The 19249-nt window shown below is 68.9% G+C and carries 20 protein-coding genes and 1 pseudogene; 12 read left to right on the plus strand and 9 right to left on the minus strand.

Annotation, left to right across the window (positions count from 1 at the left end):
• On the plus strand, nt 1-693 hold a 693-nt coding region (locus ACTHNC_RS09650; protein WP_440294388.1), incomplete at its 5' end, for a sodium:solute symporter family transporter.
• Between the two features lie 148 nt (nt 694-841).
• Nucleotides 842-1705: a DMT family transporter gene (locus ACTHNC_RS09655; RefSeq protein WP_440294389.1), complete on the plus strand. Its 864-nt coding sequence runs from the start codon at nt 842-844 to the stop codon at nt 1703-1705.
• Between the two features lie 21 nt (nt 1706-1726).
• Here ACTHNC_RS09655 and ACTHNC_RS09660 read toward each other — a convergent pair whose 3' ends face one another.
• Nucleotides 1727-2944, minus strand: a complete 1218-nt coding sequence (locus tag ACTHNC_RS09660) for a winged helix-turn-helix domain-containing protein (RefSeq protein ID WP_440294390.1) — start codon at nt 2942-2944, stop codon at nt 1727-1729.
• 73 nt (nt 2945-3017) lie between these two features.
• Here ACTHNC_RS09660 and ACTHNC_RS09665 point away from each other — a divergent pair, with 73 nt between their 5' ends.
• Both ACTHNC_RS09665 and ilvA read left to right on the plus strand, forming a co-directional pair.
• Nucleotides 3018-4217 carry an AI-2E family transporter gene (locus tag ACTHNC_RS09665; RefSeq protein WP_440294391.1) on the plus strand — a complete coding sequence of 400 codons (1200 nt, stop codon included), beginning with the start codon at nt 3018-3020 and terminating at the stop codon, nt 4215-4217.
• A gap of 58 nt (nt 4218-4275) precedes the next feature.
• Nucleotides 4276-5541 carry a threonine ammonia-lyase gene (ilvA, locus tag ACTHNC_RS09670; RefSeq protein WP_440294392.1) on the plus strand — a complete coding sequence of 422 codons (1266 nt, stop codon included), beginning with the start codon at nt 4276-4278 and terminating at the stop codon, nt 5539-5541.
• 11 nt (nt 5542-5552) lie between these two features.
• On the opposite strand, the gene greA is transcribed toward ilvA, so the two are convergent.
• Together greA and ACTHNC_RS09680 are read right to left on the minus strand one after the other, a co-directional pair.
• Nucleotides 5553-6044: a transcription elongation factor GreA gene (gene greA, locus ACTHNC_RS09675; protein WP_440294393.1), complete on the minus strand. Its 492-nt coding sequence runs from the start codon at nt 6042-6044 to the stop codon at nt 5553-5555.
• Between the two features lie 88 nt (nt 6045-6132).
• Nucleotides 6133-6561, minus strand: a complete 429-nt coding sequence (locus ACTHNC_RS09680) for a DUF4307 domain-containing protein (protein WP_440294394.1) — start codon at nt 6559-6561, stop codon at nt 6133-6135.
• Between the two features lie 156 nt (nt 6562-6717).
• Here ACTHNC_RS09680 and mca point away from each other — a divergent pair, with 156 nt between their 5' ends.
• From mca to ACTHNC_RS09695, 3 genes are read left to right on the plus strand one after another with little or no spacing between them, the layout of a single operon-like run.
• Complete coding sequence (mca, locus tag ACTHNC_RS09685; RefSeq protein ID WP_440294395.1) at nt 6718-7614, plus strand: mycothiol conjugate amidase Mca; 897 nt, start codon at nt 6718-6720, stop codon at nt 7612-7614.
• Nucleotides 7615-7908 carry a hypothetical protein gene (locus tag ACTHNC_RS09690; protein ID WP_440294396.1) on the plus strand — a complete coding sequence of 98 codons (294 nt, stop codon included), beginning with the start codon at nt 7615-7617 and terminating at the stop codon, nt 7906-7908.
• 22 nt (nt 7909-7930) lie between these two features.
• Nucleotides 7931-9091, plus strand: coding sequence for an SLC13 family permease (locus tag ACTHNC_RS09695; RefSeq protein WP_440294397.1), 1161 nt, complete (start codon nt 7931-7933; stop codon nt 9089-9091).
• A gap of 13 nt (nt 9092-9104) precedes the next feature.
• Here the strand turns inward: ACTHNC_RS09695 and trhA are convergent, their stop codons facing one another.
• Nucleotides 9105-9908, minus strand: coding sequence for a PAQR family membrane homeostasis protein TrhA (gene trhA / locus ACTHNC_RS09700; RefSeq protein WP_440294398.1), 804 nt, complete (start codon nt 9906-9908; stop codon nt 9105-9107).
• 69 nt (nt 9909-9977) lie between these two features.
• On the opposite strand from trhA, the gene ACTHNC_RS09705 reads away from it, so the two are divergent.
• The 4 genes from ACTHNC_RS09705 to ACTHNC_RS09720 all read left to right on the plus strand — a co-directional run bounded on the left by ACTHNC_RS09705 (nt 9978) and on the right by ACTHNC_RS09720 (nt 14315).
• Nucleotides 9978-10766 (plus strand): isoprenyl transferase, encoded by a 789-nt coding sequence (locus tag ACTHNC_RS09705; protein ID WP_440294399.1) that lies wholly within the window; start codon nt 9978-9980, stop codon nt 10764-10766.
• Between the two features lie 88 nt (nt 10767-10854).
• The gene (locus ACTHNC_RS09710; protein ID WP_440294400.1) at nt 10855-11967 is read left to right on the plus strand and encodes an aminotransferase class V-fold PLP-dependent enzyme; all 1113 of its coding nucleotides are present in this window, start codon (nt 10855-10857) and stop codon (nt 11965-11967) included.
• 268 nt (nt 11968-12235) lie between these two features.
• Nucleotides 12236-13591: a PhoH family protein gene (locus tag ACTHNC_RS09715; protein ID WP_440294406.1), complete on the plus strand. Its 1356-nt coding sequence runs from the start codon at nt 12236-12238 to the stop codon at nt 13589-13591.
• Nucleotides 13592-13733: 142 nt separating this feature from the next.
• Complete coding sequence (locus ACTHNC_RS09720) at nt 13734-14315, plus strand: prepilin peptidase (RefSeq protein WP_440294401.1); 582 nt, start codon at nt 13734-13736, stop codon at nt 14313-14315.
• A gap of 74 nt (nt 14316-14389) precedes the next feature.
• Here the strand turns inward: ACTHNC_RS09720 and ACTHNC_RS09725 are convergent, their stop codons facing one another.
• From ACTHNC_RS09725 to xseA, 5 genes are read right to left on the minus strand one after another with little or no spacing between them, the layout of a single operon-like run.
• The gene (locus ACTHNC_RS09725) at nt 14390-15805 is read right to left on the minus strand and encodes a class II fumarate hydratase (protein ID WP_440294402.1); all 1416 of its coding nucleotides are present in this window, start codon (nt 15803-15805) and stop codon (nt 14390-14392) included.
• Between the two features lie 31 nt (nt 15806-15836).
• Nucleotides 15837-16505 carry a carbonic anhydrase gene (locus ACTHNC_RS09730; RefSeq protein ID WP_440294403.1) on the minus strand — a complete coding sequence of 223 codons (669 nt, stop codon included), beginning with the start codon at nt 16503-16505 and terminating at the stop codon, nt 15837-15839.
• A complete protein-coding gene (locus tag ACTHNC_RS09735) occupies nt 16505-17161 on the minus strand; it encodes a DUF4245 domain-containing protein (protein WP_440294404.1) in 657 nt (218 codons plus the stop codon). The genes ACTHNC_RS09730 and ACTHNC_RS09735 overlap by 1 nt, the downstream gene beginning before the upstream one ends.
• On the minus strand, nt 17158-17406 hold the full coding sequence (locus ACTHNC_RS09740; protein WP_440294405.1) for an exodeoxyribonuclease VII small subunit: 249 nt from the start codon (nt 17404-17406) through the stop codon (nt 17158-17160). The genes ACTHNC_RS09735 and ACTHNC_RS09740 overlap by 4 nt, the downstream gene beginning before the upstream one ends.
• A 1-nt stretch (nt 17407) precedes the next feature.
• Nucleotides 17408-18667, minus strand: coding sequence for an exodeoxyribonuclease VII large subunit (gene xseA, locus ACTHNC_RS09745; RefSeq protein WP_440294407.1), 1260 nt, complete (start codon nt 18665-18667; stop codon nt 17408-17410).
• A gap of 114 nt (nt 18668-18781) precedes the next feature.
• Between xseA and ACTHNC_RS09750 the strand changes: the two are divergent.
• Nucleotides 18782-19249: pseudogene (locus tag ACTHNC_RS09750) on the plus strand (4-hydroxy-3-methylbut-2-enyl diphosphate reductase); the annotation flags it as partial.

A 19249-nucleotide genomic window follows, 5' to 3' on the forward strand; every position in this document is an offset into this window, starting at 1 on the left:
ATCAACGCACAGCTGGTGGTGCCGCAGCTCTTCCTCGACTCGTTCCCGTCCTGGTTCAGCGGCATCGCGCTGGCGGCGATCGCGATCGGCGCGCTCGTTCCGGCGGCGATCATGTCGATCGCGGCATCCAACCTGTTCACCAGGAACATCTACAAGGACCTGTTCAAGAAGAACGCCACGCCGAAGCACGAGGCGAGCGTGTCCAAGCTGGTCTCGCTCATCATCAAGCTGGGCGCCCTGGTGTTCGTACTGGGCATGGATCAGTCCTCGGCGATCAACCTGCAGCTGCTGGGCGGCATCTGGATCCTGCAGACGTTCCCGTCCATCGTGGCGGGCCTGTACACACGCTGGTTCAACAAGTGGGCGTTGTTCGCCGGCTGGGCGGTCGGCATCGCGTACGGCACCTGGGCCGCGTACAACGTGGTCAACCCGGCAACGCACGCGCACTTCGGCGGCTCCATCGCACCGTTCCCGTTCACCGCGGTTCCGGTCTACATCGGTGTCTCCGCGTTCGTGCTGAACGCGGTCGTCGCCACGGTGGTGACGATCGTGCTTCGCCTGTTCAAGGTGAAGGACACGACGGATGCCACCCGCGCATCCGACTATGGCGCCGACGAGAACGACCCCAAGGTGGTGGCCATCGAGCGGACCCAGCCGCCGCTGACGCCGGAGCTCGACGGGCGCAGCTCCTGACCGGTGAGGCGGTGGCGGCGCGCGTCAGGCCGTCACCGCCTCATCGCAGCTCAGCGCTACACTGCGGCTCCTGCCGGATCAATCCCCGGCGGCTGGTTCCGGGCAGGAGTAATCCTCGGATCGTGGGAGGGTTGCGCGAAGCCACGGGGTGAGCCTGGTCATGGTCCTCGCGATCCTGTTCGCCCTGTGCGGCGCCGCGAGCAACGGCTTCGGTACCGTGCTGCAGCGCCGAGCCGCCCGAGCGGCCCCTGATCGTGAGCGATTCAGGTCGGCGCTCATGCTCGACCTCTTGCGCCGTCGCACCTGGCTCCTCGGCATCGGCACGGCGATCGGCGGTTTCGTGTTCCAGGCCGCGGCGCTGAGCGTCGGAGAGCTGTCGCTGGTGCAGCCGCTGTTCGCGGCAGAGCTCCCGCTGACGCTGGTAATCATGCGACTCTTCTTCCACTCGAGGCCGGGACGGCGTGCCTGGATCGGCGGCCTCGGAATGGCCATTGGGCTCGCGACCCTACTGATCGCGCTCGCGCCACACGCAGGAAACCAGCACGTTCCGCCGGTCGCCTGGATCGTGGCGCTGTCCGTCATCGCCGCCCTGATCCTCGGGCTGGTCCTCGCGGGACGATCGCCCGGCGCCACCGGCGCTGCCGTGCTCGGCGCCGCAGCAGGCATCGGGTTCGGTACGACGGCCGCGGTGATGAAGGTCGTGATGGGCCAGCTTCGCGTCTCGATTGTCGGGATGCTCGCCTCTTGGCAGGTCTACACGATGATCGCCGCGGGCATCCTCAGCTTCTTCCTGCTGCAGAACGCGCTGCAGTCCGGTTCGCTCGTCGCCACGCAGCCGGCCGTGACCCTGTCCGACCCGATCGTGAGCGTCGTCCTGGGGGTGGTCCTGTTCCACGACCAGGTGAGGTTCGGGTTCTGGCTCATTCCGGAGATCATCGGGCTCGCGCTCATCCTGGCCGGAAGCATCGAGCTCTCCCGCTCGCCGGTGCTGACGAGCAGAACGAGCACCTGACCAGGAGGATCGGCGTGCTCATCAGCTCTGGGCCGCCGCCAGCTCGCGTGCGAGGGTACCCCGTTCGCGCACCTGAACGGCGGAGAGACCCTGCCACTCCGCCGCCTCGCGGAGTAGGGCCGCCAGGCGGGCGGGAGTCTCGTCATCAGCCTCGGCCTCCGCCCACGCGGACCGCACGATGAGCACACCGGCCTGCCGATCGCTCTTCAGATCGACGCGGGCGACGATGCGGTCATCCTGCAGCACCGGCAGAACGTAGTAGCCGTAGACGCGCTTCGGAGCCGGCGTGTAGATCTCGATGCGATAGTCCAGACCGAACATCCGAAGCGCTCTGGCGCGTTCCCACACGATCGGGTCGAACGGCGACAGCAGGGCGGATGCCTGCACCCGCCGAGGCAGGCGGGCATCCGTCGCGAGCCACACGGGGGCCGGCCGGCCGGCACGTTCCCAGCCGGGAACGGCGACGCGGCTCACCTCACCCGCGTCTTCGAGATCGGCCAGCGCGGCCTGGGTGGGAACGGACTTCAGCCGGTAATAGTCGGCGATGTCGCTCAGCGTGCCGATGCCGAGGGCACGAACCGAGCGGCGCACGAGCTCGCGGACGGCATCCGTCGTTTCGACCCTCGTCTCCAGCACGGAGGACGCGAACACCTGCTCGGGCAGCGCGTAGCGACGCTCGAACCTGTTCCGGCCGGCGATGGCGACGTCGCCGAAACGGAACAGCAGCTCGAGCGTGCGCTTGACCTCGGACCAGCCCCACCACGGACCCTTACGCACGTTCTCCTCGTGCTCGATGTCGCTGGCGGCCATCGGACCGTTCGCCGCCAGCTCGTCCAGCAGCCACCGAGCCGTCCGGCCGTGGGATGCGTCCCATGCCTCGGTCCCGGTTCCGTAGCGCCGACGCATGGCGTCCATGCGCCACTGGAACAGCGGCCGGTCCTCGCGCCGCACGAAGGCAGCCTCGTGCGCCACGTACTCGGTGTGTGGGGCGCGCGAACGCATCGTCAGGGCATCCAGCTGCCCCTTGTCGTATGCGCCGAGCCGAGCGAACACCGGGAGGTAGTGGCTGCGCTCGAACACGTTGACGGAGTCGATCTGCAGTAAGCCGATGCGGTCGATGAGGCCGTTCAGCTGACGAGTGCCCACGGTCGCAGGACGCGGCCTGCCGAACCCCTGTGCCGCGAGCGCGATGCGCCGCGCGAGGGCGGGCGAGATGGTCGACGGTGCACTGGATGCCACTCCGCGAGGCTATCCGCACCCTCTGACGAACGGTGCATGCTGAACCCTCAGCAAACACAAATAGACTGACGCGATGGCCCGACCACCTGCGCCGAACCATCCTGCGTCCGAGAGCACCGACGACACCGTCGAGTCATCCATTCCCCGTGGAGTACGCCTCTCCGCAGCCTGGTCCTGGCGCCTGCTTCTGATCGGTGCAGTGATCGCGGTCGTGGTCTTCCTCATCGTGCAGCTGAGGCTCATCGTGGTTCCGGTGCTCGTCGCCGTGCTGCTCGCCGCACTGCTGGTGCCGTTCGTCGACTGGCTCGCTCACCACAGCTGGCCGCGCTGGCTCGCGATCGTGGTCGCGCTGGCGGCCGTGCTGGTCGTGGTCGGCGGTCTCGTGGTGCTCGTGGTGTGGCAGATCCGCGGCGAGGCGCAGGCACTTCAACACAGGAGCGGCCAGGCGTTCGACGACTTCAAGGCCTGGCTGCAGGGACCGCCACTGGAGCTGACCGACAAGCAGATCGACAGCTATGTCTCACAAGCGCTGAAGGCGCTGCAACAGGACAGCCAGGTGCTCATCTCCGGTGCGTTGTCCATCGGCTCGACGCTTGGTCATGTGTTCACCGGCGCTGTGCTCACCGCTTTCAGCACGCTCTTCATCCTCATCGACGGCAAGGGCATCTGGTCGTGGATCGTGCGGATCTTCCCACGCGGCGCACGTGCCGCTACGGACGGCGCCGGTCGCGCCGGCTGGGTCACGCTGACCAGCTTCGCCCGCGTGCAGGTCCTGGTCGCCTCGATCGACGCGCTCGGCATCGGGCTGGTGGCCTTCTTCCTCGGACTGCCGCTCGTGATCCCGATCGCCGTGCTCGTCTTCCTCGGATCGTTCATCCCCATCGTCGGCGCCGTCATCACCGGGGCCCTCGCGGTCGTCGTGGCGCTCGTCTACAACGGTTGGGTCGCCGCGATCATCATGCTCGCCGGCGTGCTCGCGGTGCAGCAGCTCGAGGGCCACGTGCTGCAACCGCTCATCATGGGATCGGCCGTGAAGGTGCACCCGCTCGCCGTCGTGCTCGTGGTGGCGGCGGGATCGCTACTGGCCGGCATCCCGGGCGCGCTGTTCGCCGTGCCGTTCGCGGCCGTGCTGAACGTGATGGTCAGGTACGTGTCGTCGGGCGCATGGCGGGCCGGACCCGACGCTCCGTACACCGGGCCGCCGGATGCGCTGTGGAAGACGGTGCCTCGGCCGCGCCGCTGGCGTGACCGGCGGGATGCCGCCGCCTCCTGAACACCGCGGTGGGATGCCCATAACCGCCATGGAATGGGTGGGAACGTAAACTGTGCCGGTGACGTCCGTGAGCGAAACTCCTCGTGAATCCACCATCTGCCCTGCCCTGGATGAGATCGAGCACGCCCACGAGATCGTCGCGCGCGTCGCGAAGAAGACGCCGGTCGAGACGTCGAACCATCTCACCGAGCTGCTCGGGTCTCCGGTTCTGCTGAAGTGCGAGAACCTGCAGCGCACTGGGTCGTACAAGATCCGCGGCGCTTATTACATGATGTCCAAGCTGAGTGGCGAGCAGCGGGCTCACGGCGTGGTCGCGGCGTCGGCAGGGAACCACGCCCAGGGCGTCGCGTTCGCCGCGCGTCAGCTGGGCGTCAAGTCCACGATCTTCATGCCGCTGGGCGTCGCTCTCCCGAAGCTGCAGGCGACACGCGACTACGGTGCGCACGTGGTCCTGGGCGGTGCGACGGTCGAGGAGCCGCTGCGTGCAGCAGCCGAGTTCGCCCGCGACACGGGTGCGATCCTCGTTCCGCCGTTCGATCATCCGGATGTCATCACCGGTCAGGCCGCGCTCGGCCTGGACATCCTCGACGACGTCCCCGACGTCGAGACGATCGTGGTTCCGATCGGTGGCGGCGGGCTGATCGCGGGGGTCGCGTCCGCCGCCAAGCAGCGTGCCCGCCTCGAGGGACGTGACATCAGGATCATCGGAGTGCAGGCGGAGAACGCGGCAGCCTTCCCGGTCTCACTCACCGCCGGAGAGCCGACGGACATCGCGGTCGGGCCGACCATCGCCGACGGCATCGCGGTCGGGCGGCCGGGCGCGCTGAACTTCGAGATCGTGCGGGAGCTGGTCGATGACATCGTCACGGTGAGCGATGACGACACCGCGCGTGCGATCCTGCTCCTGCTGGAGCGTTCCAAGCTCGTGGTCGAGCCGGCCGGCGCGGTCGGGGTGGCGGCGTTGCTCTCCGGCGCGGTGCAGGCATCCGCCGGAGAGCTCGGACGCACCGTGGTCGTTCTCTCCGGCGGCAACATCGATCCGCTGCTCATGCAGCGCGTCGTCGAAGCGGGCCTCGCCGTCTCCGACCGCTACCTGAAGCTGCGGATCATGCTGCCCGATCGGCCGGGCCAGCTAGCACGCACGTCAGAACTCATCGCGGCGGCGAACGCCAACGTCGTCGAGGTGCTGCACACGCGGCACGGCAACGGGCTGCAGATCAGCCAGGTCGAACTGGCGGTGAGCGTCGAGACGCGCGGCCCCGAGCACAAGGCCGAGGTGGTGCGCATCCTGCGCGAAGCGGGATACGACCCGATCGTCGACTAAGGCGTTGCGGCTTACTGCCCCGTCCAGGTCTCCACGTTCGTGACCTTCACCTGGATCTCGCGGCCGTTCGGGGCCGTGTACGAGGTGGAGTCGCCCACGCTGAGGCCGAGGATGGCGGCCCCGAGCGGGCTCGCCTCGCTGTACACGGACAGCTCGCTGCCGTCGCCGATCTCCCGGTTTCCGATGATGAAGGTGTCTTCATCACCGGCGATGACCGCGGTCACGACCGTTCCTGGCTCGACCACGCCGCGGCTCTGCGGTGCTTCGCCGACCTTGGCGTGACGCAGCAGCTCGGTGAGCTGGGCGATGCGGGCCTCCTGGACGCCCTGCGCGTCCTTGGCCGCGTGGTAGCCCCCGTTCTCCTTCAGGTCGCCCTCCTCGCGAGCTGCCTCGATGCGCTTGGCGATCTCGCTGCGGCCGACGGTGCTGAGGTGCTCGAGTTCAGCGGAGAGACGGTCGTACGCCTCCTGGGTCAGGAAGGTGACCTGCGTGTCCTGGGACATGTGAACTCCTACGGAAAAGGGATGAGAAAGGGGCATATCAACATGTACGCCCCGACGTGTCCGTCAGGGCGTATCAGATGATTCTACGTCAGCGGGCAGCGGAAGACCAGCAGGAGTCCACCGATCCGCTCACGCTGGGCTGCATCGTGCGCACCGTCGTGGTGAACGATCGGGTGGTCTGAGACGACCGAGGGAGCTGCACGATCTTCCACCCGGTGACCGTGAAATCGACGTCTTGGGCCTCGATCGCGCAGGCGACGGATGCGCCGGCATCCGCGGAAACGGTGTACGACACCTTCACGTGCTGGTTGTCGAGCACCTGGTTGGCACCGGTGTCGACGGTGATGCCCGAACCGCGCACCTGGTCGAGGCCGGCCCACACCGTCCAGCACGCCACGACGACGACGATGAAGACCCCGAGGGCCACGAGCAGCCAGCGATCCCGCCGTCTCGTTCGAGCCGTGCGACCGTACCGCGCACCGACCGCCGGCGCCCCGGATGCCGTGGGTTCGGGCACGAGGCGACCTCCGATATCGAACGATTAGGCTGGGCACCAAGCCTACGTGCTTTCGCTGTGAAGGCCCGCTCGGCACTGTCCCGTTCGCCCACTGCCCATCGCATCGTCGCCGACCGAAACCGTCGCGCGACTCGCACAGATTGCCGGATGCCTGCTATGACTCTCCGACTTCTCGCCGTGCACGCCCACCCCGACGACGAGTCCAGCAAGGGGGCTGCGACGTATGCGTACTACGCCCACCACGGCGTGGACGTCATGGTCGTAAGCTGCACGGGAGGCGAGCGGGGAGACATCCTCAACGAGGGGCTGGTGGCCCGTGCGATGGCCGAGCGGGATCTCCCCGGACTGCGCAGGGTCGAGATGGATGCGGCGGCGCGCGTTCTCGGCATCCGTCACCGCTGGCTGGGATACGTCGACTCCGGTATGCCGAGCGACGACGGAAGTGTGCCGCCGAACTCGTTCGCCGACATCCCGCTGGAGATCTCGGCCGAGCCGCTGGTCACGATCATCCGCGAGTTCCGGCCGCACGTGCTGCTCACGTACGACGAGAACGGCGGCTATCCGCATCCCGACCATATCCGCTGCCACGACGTCTCGGTCGCGGCGTACGAGTGGGCTGCCGATGCCGAGCGGTATCCGCGGGCCGGCGCACCCTGGCAGGTATCCAAGCTGTACTACGACCGCATCTTCAACGCGAAGCGCATGGCGAGCGTGTTCGAGCAGGTACGTGCCGACGACCCGGAGTCGCCGCTCCTCGAGCACTTCGAGGGCATGATGGAGCGGTTCGGCGAGCAGCCGGATCTCGCCACGACGCGCGTGCCTGCCGGTGACTTCTTCGAGGCAAGGGACTCGGCGCTCAAGGCGCACGCCAGCCAGGTGTCTCCGGACAGCTCGTTCTTCTTCTGGCCCAACGACGTGCAGCGCAAGGCGTGGCCGTACGAGGACTACCAACTCATCGACTCGAAGGTGGAGACCACAGTGCCCGAGAACGATCTCTTCGCCGGGATCGAGGACGACTCCGTCGTTCCTGACACGAGGATCGAGGCACGCTGAGTGCTCGCAACACTGCTGCTGGCGGCCACGCCGTCGCCCACCCCCACGCCTAAGATCCCGAACGCCGACCTCGTCACACCGGGGGTGTGGGGTTTCGTCATCACGCTGCTGATCGCGGTGGCGACCATCCTCCTGATCTGGGACATGATGCGCCGGGTACGCCGCGCCCGCTACCGGGCGGAGGTCAACGCGAAGCTGGACGCCGAGGAGGCGCAGCGCGGTACCGACATCGTCAGGTCGGAGGGCGAGACGCCGGGCGGGACGGACGCCGCGCGGCGTCCCGACCGCGACTGACGGCCGCGGCCTGAGGACGCGCGTGCGCAGCCTGATCATCGGCGCGGCACTGCTCGTCGCCGGTGGACTCGCCATCCTGTTCGGGATTTATCCGGCACAGGATGCCATCGCCCTCGTCGATCGCGTCTGGCCCGTTCTGCTCTTCGTGCTGGCCATCACTGTCGTCGCCGAGCTCGCCGCCGAGGCCGGGCTGTTCGACGCCGTCGCAGCGTGGAGCACGCGCGCCGCGCGGGGCAGTGCCTGGATGCTTTGGCTTCTGACGGTCGCCGTGGCCACGGTCAGCACGATCTTCCTCTCGCTGGACACCACGGCCGTGCTGCTCACCCCGATCGTCGTCACCATGGCGCGGCACGTGCGTCTGGATCCGCTGCCGTTCGCGCTCACCACCGTCATGCTCGCCAACTGCGCGTCGCTTCTGCTGCCGGTCTCCAACCTCACCAACCTGCTCGCCGAGCAGAAGCTCGGGGGAGTGGGCGCGGCCGGCTTCCTGGCGCTGAGCGGGGCGCCGGCCATCGTGGCGGTGCTCCTGCCCGTGATAGCGATCGCCGTGATCGGCCGCCGTACGCTCGCCGCCAGGTACGTCGTGCCGCGGCCGGAGAAGGTGCCGGAGCGGCGTCTCACGCTCGCCGCCGCCCTCGTCGTGCTGGCGCTGCTGCCGGCGCTCGTCTCGGGCGTTCCGGTGTGGGTCCCGGCGTGCATCGCGGCGCTCGTGCTCGTCGTCGTGTTCGCGGTGCTCAGGCGGGATGCGTTGCACGCGCGGCTCGTCCCATGGCCGACGATCGTCTTCGCCGGCGGGCTCTTCCTCGCCATGGGAGCGTTGGAAGCCGTCGGATCCCGCGCTGTTTTGTCCGTGATCGCCGCTCCCGGCACCTCACCGGCCGATCTGCTCAGGGTCGCCGGAGCCGGACTTGTCGGGGCGAACGCGGTCAACAATCTGCCGGCGTACCTGGCGTTGGAGCCGGTGGCGCAGCATCCGCTTCAGCTCATGGCGTTGCTCATCGGGGTGAACGTCGGTCCGCTCATCACACCGTGGGCGTCGCTGGCGACTCTGCTGTGGCACTCGCGGCTGAAGCGTCTTGGCGTGGACGTGCCGTGGGGTCGCTACATGCTCATCGGACTCGTCGTTGCTCCGGTGACCGTCGTCGTCGCCACGCTCGCGCTCGCGCTCGCCGCAGCGGTCTGAGCCGGGGAGCGGGTCATCCGTTGTAGGCCGGGTGCAGCACGATCAGCAGCGACGCGGTCCAGTGGCAGAGGAACGCCAGAACCGTGAGCGTGTGGAAGATCTCGTGGAAGCCGAAGCGCCCAGGGAACGGATTGGGACGCTTGAACCCGTAGACCAGCGCGCCGATCGTGTAGAGGCCGCCGCCCACGAAGACGAGCACCATCATCGCGGCGTTCGCGTTCACGAGATCGACGACATACATGATCGCTGCCCAGCCGAGCAGCACGTAGAGCGGAACGTACAGCCAGCGCGGCGCGGTGATCCAGAACACGTGGAACGCGATGCCGAGCAGTGCGCCGCCCCACACGATCGACAGCAGGATGAACCCCTTCTGCGGTGGCAGCGCTAGGACCCCGAGCGGGGTGTACGTGCCGGCGATCAGAAGGAAGATGTTCGCGTGATCGATGCGCTTGAGCACGAGCTTCGTGCGTGGCTTCCAGTTGAACCGGTGGTATAGCGCGGAGTTTCCGAACAGCAGCATCGACGTCAGCATGAAGACCGCCGATGCCCACTTCGCGGGTACGCCGTGCGCGAGGCAGATCAGCACGATGCCGGCGGCGATCGTGACAGGGAACGTCGCCGCGTGGATCCAGCCGCGCCAGGTGGGCTTGAGCTCCGAGGGATGCGCGGCAGAGGCATCCACGAGCGGCAGGTTCGGGATGCCCTTCTCGCGCTCGTCATCCGCCTTGATCGCTTCGTCGGCGGGTGAGAGCGTGCCGGCAGGCTGAGCGAGCTCATCGGCGACGTCGGTATATTCGCGAGAGGCGCGGCGAGGCATGCCGCAAGGATAGGTGAGCGCGTAGGCCGCGACCTGGGAGTGGGTCCCGTTGGGCGCTAACGTAATCGGGTGACCTCTAGCCGGATACCGAAGCCCGGCCCGGGCTTTCTGTACGGGCTGTATCAGAATCGGCTTCGGCGCAGCCTCGATCCGGCGTCCGTGCCGCAGCACGTCGCGATGATCATCGACGGCAACCGGCGATGGGCTCGCCAGCTCGGGCTGGAGACGGTGGCGCACGGTCACCGCGCCGGGGCGGCCAAGATGCTCGAGTTCCTCACCTGGTGCGACGAACTCGGCGTCAAGGTGGTCACGCTCTACCTGCTGTCGGCCGACAACCTGAGCAACCGCGATCGCAGCGAGCTCGCCGACCTGATCGAGATCATCGCTGATCTGGCGCACGCCGTGTCGGCGGCGGGGGACTGGCGCGTGCAGCACGTCGGCACGACGGCCGGGCTGCCGAAACGGCTCGTGCAGGCGCTCGGCGACGCCGAGCAGAGCACGAAAGAGAATCCCGGCATGCACGTGAACCTCGCCGTCGGGTACGGCGGTCGCAAGGAGATCGTGGATGCGATGCGCAGCATCGTCGCCGAGCATCACGCCGAGGGCCGCAGCCTGGAGGATCTCGCCGAGCGGCTCACACCCGACCTCATCGGCGCCCACCTGTACACCGGCGGCCAGCCCGATCCCGACCTGGTCATCCGCACCTCCGGTGAGCAACGCTTGAGCGACTTCATGCTGTGGCAGAGCGCGCACAGCGAGTTCTACTTCGTGGAGGCGCTGGGCCCCGACCTGCGCGAGGTCGACTTCCTTCGAGCGATGCGCGACTTCTCCCGTCGCAACCGTCGCTACGGCGGATGATGCGCCGGTTCACGGATGACGGCGGTCCCGTTGCGCTGACCCTGTTGTCTACTCCCTGCGACACAGCAGAATGACTCGGGGAGGTCGCGTGACAACGGTTGAAGAGTTCGCCGAAGGTTTCCTGGAAGAGCCCGGCTATCTGGATTTCGCCAGGGTCGGTCCGCTTTCGGCATCCGTGGTCGCCGAGGTGCAGGGCATCAACGAGGTGTTCTCCAGGGGCAGATTCGGTTCTCTCGCTCCGTTGCGCAATGAGGACGAGCGGATGCGCGTGGCGGCATCCGCTCTCACCGGCTTCCCCGCAGACCAGATCGTGTTCCAGCCCAACGTGGGCACCGGGCTCATGCACGCGATGTTCGGGCTCACCGGCGCCGTACTGCTCTCCCGCGCCGAGTTCCCGTCGCTGACGTTCTCGGCGGCGCGGGCATCCGAGGCGCTGCACGCCGTTCAGCCGGTCTGGCTTGAGACGGACCACGGCAGGGTGACCCCGGGAACGGTTCGGGAACAGCTCTCCGACTCGGTCACCGCGGTGGCAGTCAGCCTCGTCGACTCCCGCACCGGATACGTCGCCGACATCGACGGCATCCGCCAGGTCATCGGCGATCGTCTGCTCATCGTCGACGCGGTGCAGGGCTTCGGAGTGGTGGATGCCCCGTACGAAGTCGCCGACGTCGTCGTGGTCGGCGCGGAGAAGTGGCTGCGCGCAGGCTGGGGCGCTGCGTTCATGGCGTTGTCCGACCGCGCGATCGACAACCTCATTCCGGTCTGGAGCGGTCACACCGGGGCCGGAGTCGTCGACCCTTTCGACGAGGTCCTGCCGCCGGAGCGCGCAGCGACGGCGTTCACCGTCGCACGAGCGGACAGCGTCGCCCAGGCACGGATGTCTGCAGCACTGGAAGACGTAGCATCCGTCGGCGTCGACGTACTCGAGGCCGCAGTGGCCGACCGCGTGGACCGCGTCATCGACCTCGCCGATGAGTACGGCATCCCTGTCGCCTCGGCTCGAGAGACGCCGGAACGCGCGGGGATCGTGGTGATCCAGCCCCCGCACGATCGCCTCACCGCGCTCAGCGCGTCGCTGTTCAACCACGGTATCACCGCCACCACCCGGGCCGGGACCGTGCGGCTGAGCGCTCACGTCTCGTTCGGCGAGGAGACGCTCGAGATGTTGCGCGGCGCGTTCACGTCCTACTCCACGGCGTAGTCCCTCCCACTGGGCCCCCATCGCCGGTTCCGGCGCGCCGCTTGCGGCGTGACGGCCGTGCGATAGGGAGGGCCGTCGCTTTTAGCTCCAGCGTGCGTGTCACCGCCTCGGATGTCGGTGGTGGGGCCTAGCGTCGAGATGTCGGGCATCCGGCCCGGCCGAGGCGTCCGTCACGGAATCGTCTTGAAAGGTGCGGCCGCTTCGTCGACAGGATCCGCGCAGAGTTCCAGAGCATGGGACGCGCGGGGTGGGAGTGGTTGTGACCGCGATTCAAACCCAGGTTCCGCACGGCCGGACAACGGCGCAGTCGAGTGTCGACACGAAGACGCACCAGGCCGAGCGCACGTATGTGCTCGACACGTCGGTGCTGCTGTCGGACCCGCGAGCGCTGTTCCGCTTCGCCGAGCACGCCGTGGTGATCCCGGTGGTCGTGATCAGCGAGCTCGAGGGCAAGCGCAACGATCCGGAGATCGGATACTTCGCCCGCCAGGCGCTGCGGCTGCTCGACGAGATGCGCGTGCAGCACGGACGACTGGACTTTCCCGTGCCGGTCGGCGACGGCGGATCCCTGCGCGTCGAGCTGAACCACTCCAGCATGTCCGTTCTGCCGAGCGGCCTGCAGTTGGGCGACAACGACTCCCGCATCCTCGCCGTTGCACAGAACCTGGCGAACGACGGACTTGCCGTGACGGTGGTCTCGAAGGATCTGCCGCTGCGGGTCAAGGCCGCCTCCATCGGCCTGCTGGCGGAGGAGTACCGTGCCGAGCTCGCACCGGAGTCCGGCTGGACCGGGGTCGCCGACCTCGACCTCGGCTCCGCAGACATGGCCAAGCTGTACGAGCACGAGGAGCTCGAGTCGGACGCCCTCGACGGCCTGCCCGTCAACACCGGACTCATCGTGCACTCCGACCGGGGCTCGGCACTCGGGCGCGTGACCGCAGGCGGAACGATGAAGCTGGTGCGCGGCGACCGTGATGTCTTCGGTCTGCACGGGCGCTCGGCGGAGCAGCGGCTCGCCATCGATATGCTGCTCGACCCCGAGATCGGCATCCTGTCGCTCGGCGGACGCGCCGGCACGGGCAAGTCGGCGCTCGCCCTGTGCGCCGGCCTCGAGTCGGTGCTCGAACGGCAGCAGCACAAGAAGATCATGGTGTTCCGTCCGCTGTACGCGGTCGGTGGACAGGAGCTCGGCTACCTGCCCGGCGACCAGGGCGAGAAGATGACGCCATGGGGTGAGGCGGTGTACGACACACTCGGCGCCGTGGTGTCGCAGAACGTGATCGACGAGGTGGTGGAGCGTGGCATCCTCGAGGTGCTTCCGCTCACGCACATCCGCGGGCGCTCACTGCACGATGCGTTCGTCATCGTGGACGAGGCGCAGTCGCTCGAGCGCAACGTTCTGCTCACGGTGCTCAGCCGCATCGGCCAGGGCTCCAAGGTCGTGCTCACCCACGACGTCGCCCAGCGCGACAACCTCAGGGTCGGGCGTCACGACGGGGTCGCCTCCGTGATCGAGACCCTGAAGGGCCACCCGCTGTTCGGCCACGTCACACTGACGCGCTCCGAGCGCTCGGCGATCGCGGCGCTGGTGACCGAGCTCCTGGAGTTCGGCGAGATCGCCTGAGCACTCGGCCTGGACTGCCGCGCGTCGGGGAGGGGCCGGCGCGCGGCCCGGGCCTGGATCGGCGGCCGGGTCCATCGTTCGGTCGGGTGCGCCCTGTGGACAGATCGCTCCCAGGTTTTCCCGCTCCCGCTAGCGTCGAGCCGTGTCCGCCACGCTCCCCGGTCTCGATCGCCGGCCGGCCTCCCGTCGGTCGCGCAGCCGAGCCGTCCGGTTCGCCTGGCAGTCCGCGCTCGCAGCAGTGCTCCTCGTGGTCGCGATCTTCGGCGTCGGGGTGCGGTTCGAGCTGGTCGGATGCCTGTACCTCGCGGTCGTCACTCCCGAACTGTGCCGCGTCGACCTGGCAGAGCACCGCCTGCCGAACACGCTCGTGCTGCCCGGGTTCGCCTTCGCGTCTGTCGGCGCCGCGTTCGGCTGGCTCGCCACGGGACGACCGCCGGCCGCCGCGGCCGTCGCCACGTTGGCCGTCGGCGGGTTCTTCGCTCTTCTCGCCGTCACCGGCGGCGTCGGCATGGGCGACGTGAAGCTCGTGGCCGTGCTGGCGCTCGCCGGTGGTGCGGCATCCGTGCTCGTGGTGGTGGGGACGGTCGTTCTGGGTTTCATCACGGCCGGACTCGGCGCCCTGACGATTCTCGCCGCCAGGGGCGGAGCCGGGAACCTCGCGTTCGGACCGTATCTGCTCGGCGGATTCTGGGCATCCGTCGCGGCACTGCCGCTCTTCGTCTGAGCGCGCACGGCAAGACGAAGACATCGCGCTCGACGCGGGTGCCTATCGCGCGGGGTACCCGGGTCCGGATAGAGCTAACCGGCAGTAGGCGGAGTGGTCATGCTGAGCACGTCGAGCGCGGTGTCGAGCTGCTCGAGCGTCACCTCGCCGCGCTCCACGAAGCCGAGGTCGATGACCGCATCACGCACGGTGATGCCCTGCGCAACGGAGTGCTTCGCGATCTTCGCGGCCGCTTCGTAGCCGATGATCTTGTTCAACGGCGTAACGATCGATGGCGACGACTCGGCGAGAGCTCGTGCCCGTTCGAGGTTCGCCTCGAGGCCGCGAACGGTCTTGTCGGCGAGGGCCCGCGTGGCGTTGGAGAGCAGCCGGATGGACTCCAGCAACGCCGTGCCCATCACCGGAATGGCGACGTTGAGCTCGAACGCACCCGACGCGCCGCTCCACGCGATCGTCGCGTCGTTGCCGATGACGCGCGCGGCCACCATGAGCGTGGCCTCCGGGATGACCGGGTTGACCTTGCCCGGCATGATCGACGATCCGGGCTGCAGGTCGGGGATGTGCAGCTCGCCGAGCCCGGTGTTCGGGCCGGAGCCCATCCAGCGCAGGTCGTTGCAGATCTTCGTGAGGCTCACCGCGATCGTGCGCAGCGCCCCGGATGCCTCGACGAGGCCATCGCGGTTGGCTTGCGCCTCGAAGTGGTTGCGGGCTTCCGTGATCGGCAGCTCCGTCTCCTGCGTGAGCAGCCGGATCACGAGCTGCGGGAAGCCGGCAGGCGTGTTGATGCCGGTGCCCACGGCCGTGCCGCCGAGCGGAACCTCGGCGACGCGGGGGAGCGCAGCCTGCACGCGCTCGATGCCGAGCCGCATCTGCGCCGCGTAGCCGCCGAACTCCTGCCCGAGCGTGACCGGCGTGGCGTCCATGAGGTGCGTGCGGCCGGACTTGACGGCATCCTTCCAGAGCTCCGCCTTCTCCTCGAACGCGACCGCGAGGTGGTCGAGCGCGGGGATCAGGTCATCGATGAGGGCGCCGGTGACGGCGATGTGCACCGAGGTCGGGAACACGTCGTTGGAGGACTGCGACGCGTTGACGTGGTCGTTCGGATGCACCGGCCGGCCGAGGCGGCGGGACGCCAGAGTCGCCAGCACCTCGTTCATGTTCATGTTCGACGACGTCCCGCTGCCCGTCTGGTACACGTCGATCGGGAACTCGCCGTCGTGGATGCCGGCGATCACGTCGTCAGCGCTGGCCGCGATGGCATCGGCCACGTCACGATCGAGCACGCCGAGCTCAGCGTTCGCCAGGGCCGCGGACTTCTTGATGCGGGCGAGGGCGGCGATCTGGGCCGGCTCGAGCACGGATCCCGAGATCGGGAAGTTCTCGACGGCGCGCTGCGTCTGCGCGCTGTAGAGCGCGGCTGCGGGGACCCGCACCTCGCCCATCGTGTCGTGCTCGATGCGGTACTCGGCGTCCGCCTGGGTGTCCACCACGGTGTGTATTCCTTTCTGGGCTCGGAACGCGTCAGCGTCCGTGCGATGGGTCGGCGACCGGTTCGGCCAGTCCGACGACGACGTCGGGGACGACCCGACCTTCTTGGAGACGGTAGTTCGCGCCGACGATGGCGAGCAGGTTCGCCGCCACCGCCTCGCTGATGACCTCGGAGCGCGCGAGCAGGTCGGAGACCGTGTCGCGCAGGTGCTCGCGGCCGACCTCGCCCGCGTCCACCGCCGACGGGTCGACGGGCTCCCCTTCCGGCACTCCGCTCACGCGGTGCACGGCAGGGACGATGGGGGCGATCAGCTGCTGGATGTGCGGGGGCAGCGGCTCCGCGTCCTCGGCCTGCGAGGCGATCGCCGAGGCGACGGCGCCGCACGAGTCATGACCGAGCACGAGGATGAGCGGCACCTTGAGCACGGCCACCGCGTACTCCAGCGAGCCGATGGCGGAGTCGGAGGCGACCTGACCGGCGTTGCGGACGACGAAGGCGTCGCCGAGGCCCATGTCGAAGATGATCTCGGCCGCGAGCCGCGAGTCCGCGCAGCCGAAGATCGCGGCGACGGGCGCCTGGCCCTCCGCGACGAACTCGCGGCGCTGCACATCCTGGTGCGGGTGCTCCGGCGTGCCGGAGACGAAGCGCTCGTTTCCGGCGAGCATGGCGTTCCAGATACGTCCAGGACGGGTCGTCGGCATCAGTGGCCTCCCAGGGTCTCGAGCTGTCCGGCCAGCGCAGAGGCGACCGTTCGGAATTCGGAGTCCTCGGCGGTGCCGAAGACCACGACGGAGCTGCGCCCTGCTGTTGTGGTGAGCGCATAGGCGACGTTGCCGGCGTCGCTGCCGGAGTCGCGGTTGTCGTAGACGTCCCAGCGGACGCGGTCGATGTCGCGGGTGCCCGCGATCCTCGAGCGGTCGATCTGCTCGGCCACCCAGCTCTCGTTCGCGTCGAAGCCCTGGGTGATGCCGATGAACTGGCCCTTGGGGGTCAGCAGGCCGATGTACCAGGAGTCGACCTTGTCGGCGGTCTTGGTGCGCAGCTCCGCGGAGTTCGAGCGCCAGCCGGAGGGCAGCTCCGGCACCAGCAGCGGATCGGGCTCCGCGCCCTGTGCCTGCTGGGCGATCGTCGCGTAGTCGACAGGGGGAGTGGACGCGGTCGGATTGCCGCGCGGCACGACCAGGACGATCACGATGACCAGCGCCACGGTCGCGAGCAGCGAGAAGACGAGGTTGTTGACCGTCTGCCGGTTGCGGTGGTTCGCGGAGTTCTGCGCCTTGCGGGCGGCGGTCTCCTCCGGGGTCTCCGGGCGGCCGAGCTCGGCGACGACCGCTGGCGGCTTGTTGCGGGGACTCATTCGGGGTCAGAGGCTCCCGCCGTGCCGGGCTGGACCGCGCCGGCGCGTGCCGCGTCGAGGCGCGCCTTGGCGCCGATCAGCCACTCCTCGCAGTGCCGGGCGAGGGCCTCGCCGCGCTCCCACAGAGCGATCGACTCCTCGAGGGTGGCCGAGCCCTGCTCCAGCTCGGTGACGACGCGGACGAGCTCGTCGCGCGCCTCCTCGTAGCTGAGCGCACTGATCTCGGAGGTGGGCATGGTGTCCATTCTATTTGGCTGCCGGGGAACCTGCTGAGTCCGCGGGATGCGCGGGGGAGGCGACCTCGTCCCCGGCGACGGCGGCGAACGCCCCGCCCGAGACGGTCACCCGCAGGCCGGTGCCGGCCGGAGCCTGCGCGGGCGCGGCGACCACGTGGCCGGCGTCCGTCTGCACGATCGCGTACCCGCGGTCGAGCGTCGCCTGCGGGGACAGCGCGCGCAGCTGGCCGCGCAGCTCCGCGATCCTGGTGGTCTCCTTCTCGACGCAGCGCTCGACCAGCTCGACGCCGCGCGCCACGTAGCGGGTCAGCTCCTGGGCGCGCGAGTCGACGATCCAGTACGGGGAGGCGAGCACCGGTCGGGTGCGCAGGTGGCCGATCCTGTCGATCTCGTGCGCGATGGCGTGCGTGAGCCTGGTGCCGATCCTGGCCCTGGCCTGCTGGACGCGGGCGAGCTCCTCGGCGACGTCGGGGACGACCCGCTTGGCGGCGTCGGTGGGGGTGGAGGCGCGCAGGTCGGCGACCTCGTCCAGCAGCGGCCGGTCGGCCTCGTGCCCGATCGCGCTCACGATCGGCGTGACGGCGGCGGCCGCGGCGCGCACGAGCGTCTCGTCGCTGAAGCCGAGCAGGTTCTGGAAGTCGCCGCCGCCGCGGGCGACGATGATGACCTCGACCTCGGGGTCGGCGTCGAGCGTGCGGATGGCCGCTGTCACCTCCGTGACGGTGCGCTCGCCCTGCACGGCGGCGTGCACGACGCGGAAGCGCACCTGCGGCCAGCGCAGCTGGGCGTTGCGCAGCACATCCTTCTCGGCGTCGGAGTCCTTGCCGGTGACCAGCCCGATGGTGTGCGGGAGGAACGGCAGGCGCTTCTTGCGCTCCACAGCGAACAGCCCCTCCGCCGCGAGCTGGGCGCGCAGCCGCTCCAGCCGCTCCAGCAGGTCGCCGAGGCCGACGTGGCGCATGTCGGAGACCTGCATCGTGAGCGTTCCGCCCTTGACCCAGTAGTTGGGCTTGACCGCGGCGATCACCCGGTCGCCCTGCTTGAGATCGGCGGGGATGCGCGCCTTCACCGACGACCAGATCGTGAAGCTGATCGTGGCGTCCTCGTTCAGGTCCTTGAGCTTGCCGTAGACGTTGCCGCCGGAGACGCCCCACTGCGTGATCTCGCCCTCGACCCACGCGGTTCCGAGCCGGTCGATCCAGCCGCGGATCTTCGAGGAGAGCAGCGCCACCGGCCACGGCGCGTCGAGGGTCGGCGGGCCGGGGACCATCGCGACCGACGGGGACGTGTCCGTTGCCTGGGGCACCGTGCTGGCCCTCCCATCCGTTGTTCAGCGCTTCCCGCGTACGATCGAGGGGTGAGCGACGCGACCATCAGCCTGCCGATGCCCCGGATCCCCGTGAAGAGGGAGCCGGGATCGCGCGGGCGGCTTCAGGATATCCCGGTCCAGGGACAGAAGCGTGTGCTGCTGGCGGCCCCCCGCGGCTACTGCGCTGGCGTCGACCGCGCCGTCATCGCGGTCGAGAAGGCGCTGGAGCACTACGGCGCCCCGGTGTACGTGCGCAAGCAGATCGTCCACAACGTGCACGTCGTCTCCGAGCTGGAGCAGCAGGGCGCGATCTTCGTCGACGAGGTCGACGAAGTGCCGGAGGGCGCGCACGTCGTGTTCTCGGCGCACGGCGTCTCGCCGGCGGTCGTGAACGCGGCGGCGGAGCGCGGGCTGCGCGCGATCGACGCGACCTGCCCGCTGGTCACCAAGGTGCACCGCGAGGCCGTGCGGTTCTCGCGCGACGACTTCGAGATCCTGCTGATCGGCCATGCCGGGCACGAGGAGGTCGAGGGCACGGCAGGC

This window comes from Humibacter sp. (genome assembly GCF_051954055.1).
Classification (GTDB): Bacteria; Actinomycetota; Actinomycetes; order Actinomycetales; family Microbacteriaceae; genus Humibacter.

What these genes read in the sequence shown, in the direction of transcription:
- ACTHNC_RS09665 (WP_440294391.1), top strand. Translation starts at nt 3,018, where the DNA reads ATGGCCCGACCACCTGCGCCGAACCATCCTGCGTCCGAGAGCACCGAC.
- greA (WP_440294393.1), bottom strand. Translation starts at nt 6,044, where the DNA reads ATGTCCCAGGACACGCAGGTCACCTTCCTGACCCAGGAGGCGTACGAC.
- mca (WP_440294395.1), top strand. Translation starts at nt 6,718, where the DNA reads ATGACTCTCCGACTTCTCGCCGTGCACGCCCACCCCGACGACGAGTCC.
- trhA (WP_440294398.1), bottom strand. Translation starts at nt 9,908, where the DNA reads ATGCCTCGCCGCGCCTCTCGCGAATATACCGACGTCGCCGATGAGCTC.
- ACTHNC_RS09730 (WP_440294403.1), bottom strand. Translation starts at nt 16,505, where the DNA reads ATGCCGACGACCCGTCCTGGACGTATCTGGAACGCCATGCTCGCCGGA.
- ACTHNC_RS09735 (WP_440294404.1), bottom strand. Translation starts at nt 17,161, where the DNA reads ATGAGTCCCCGCAACAAGCCGCCAGCGGTCGTCGCCGAGCTCGGCCGC.
- ACTHNC_RS09740 (WP_440294405.1), bottom strand. Translation starts at nt 17,406, where the DNA reads ATGGACACCATGCCCACCTCCGAGATCAGTGCGCTCAGCTACGAGGAG.
- xseA (WP_440294407.1), bottom strand. Translation starts at nt 18,667, where the DNA reads ATGGTCCCCGGCCCGCCGACCCTCGACGCGCCGTGGCCGGTGGCGCTG.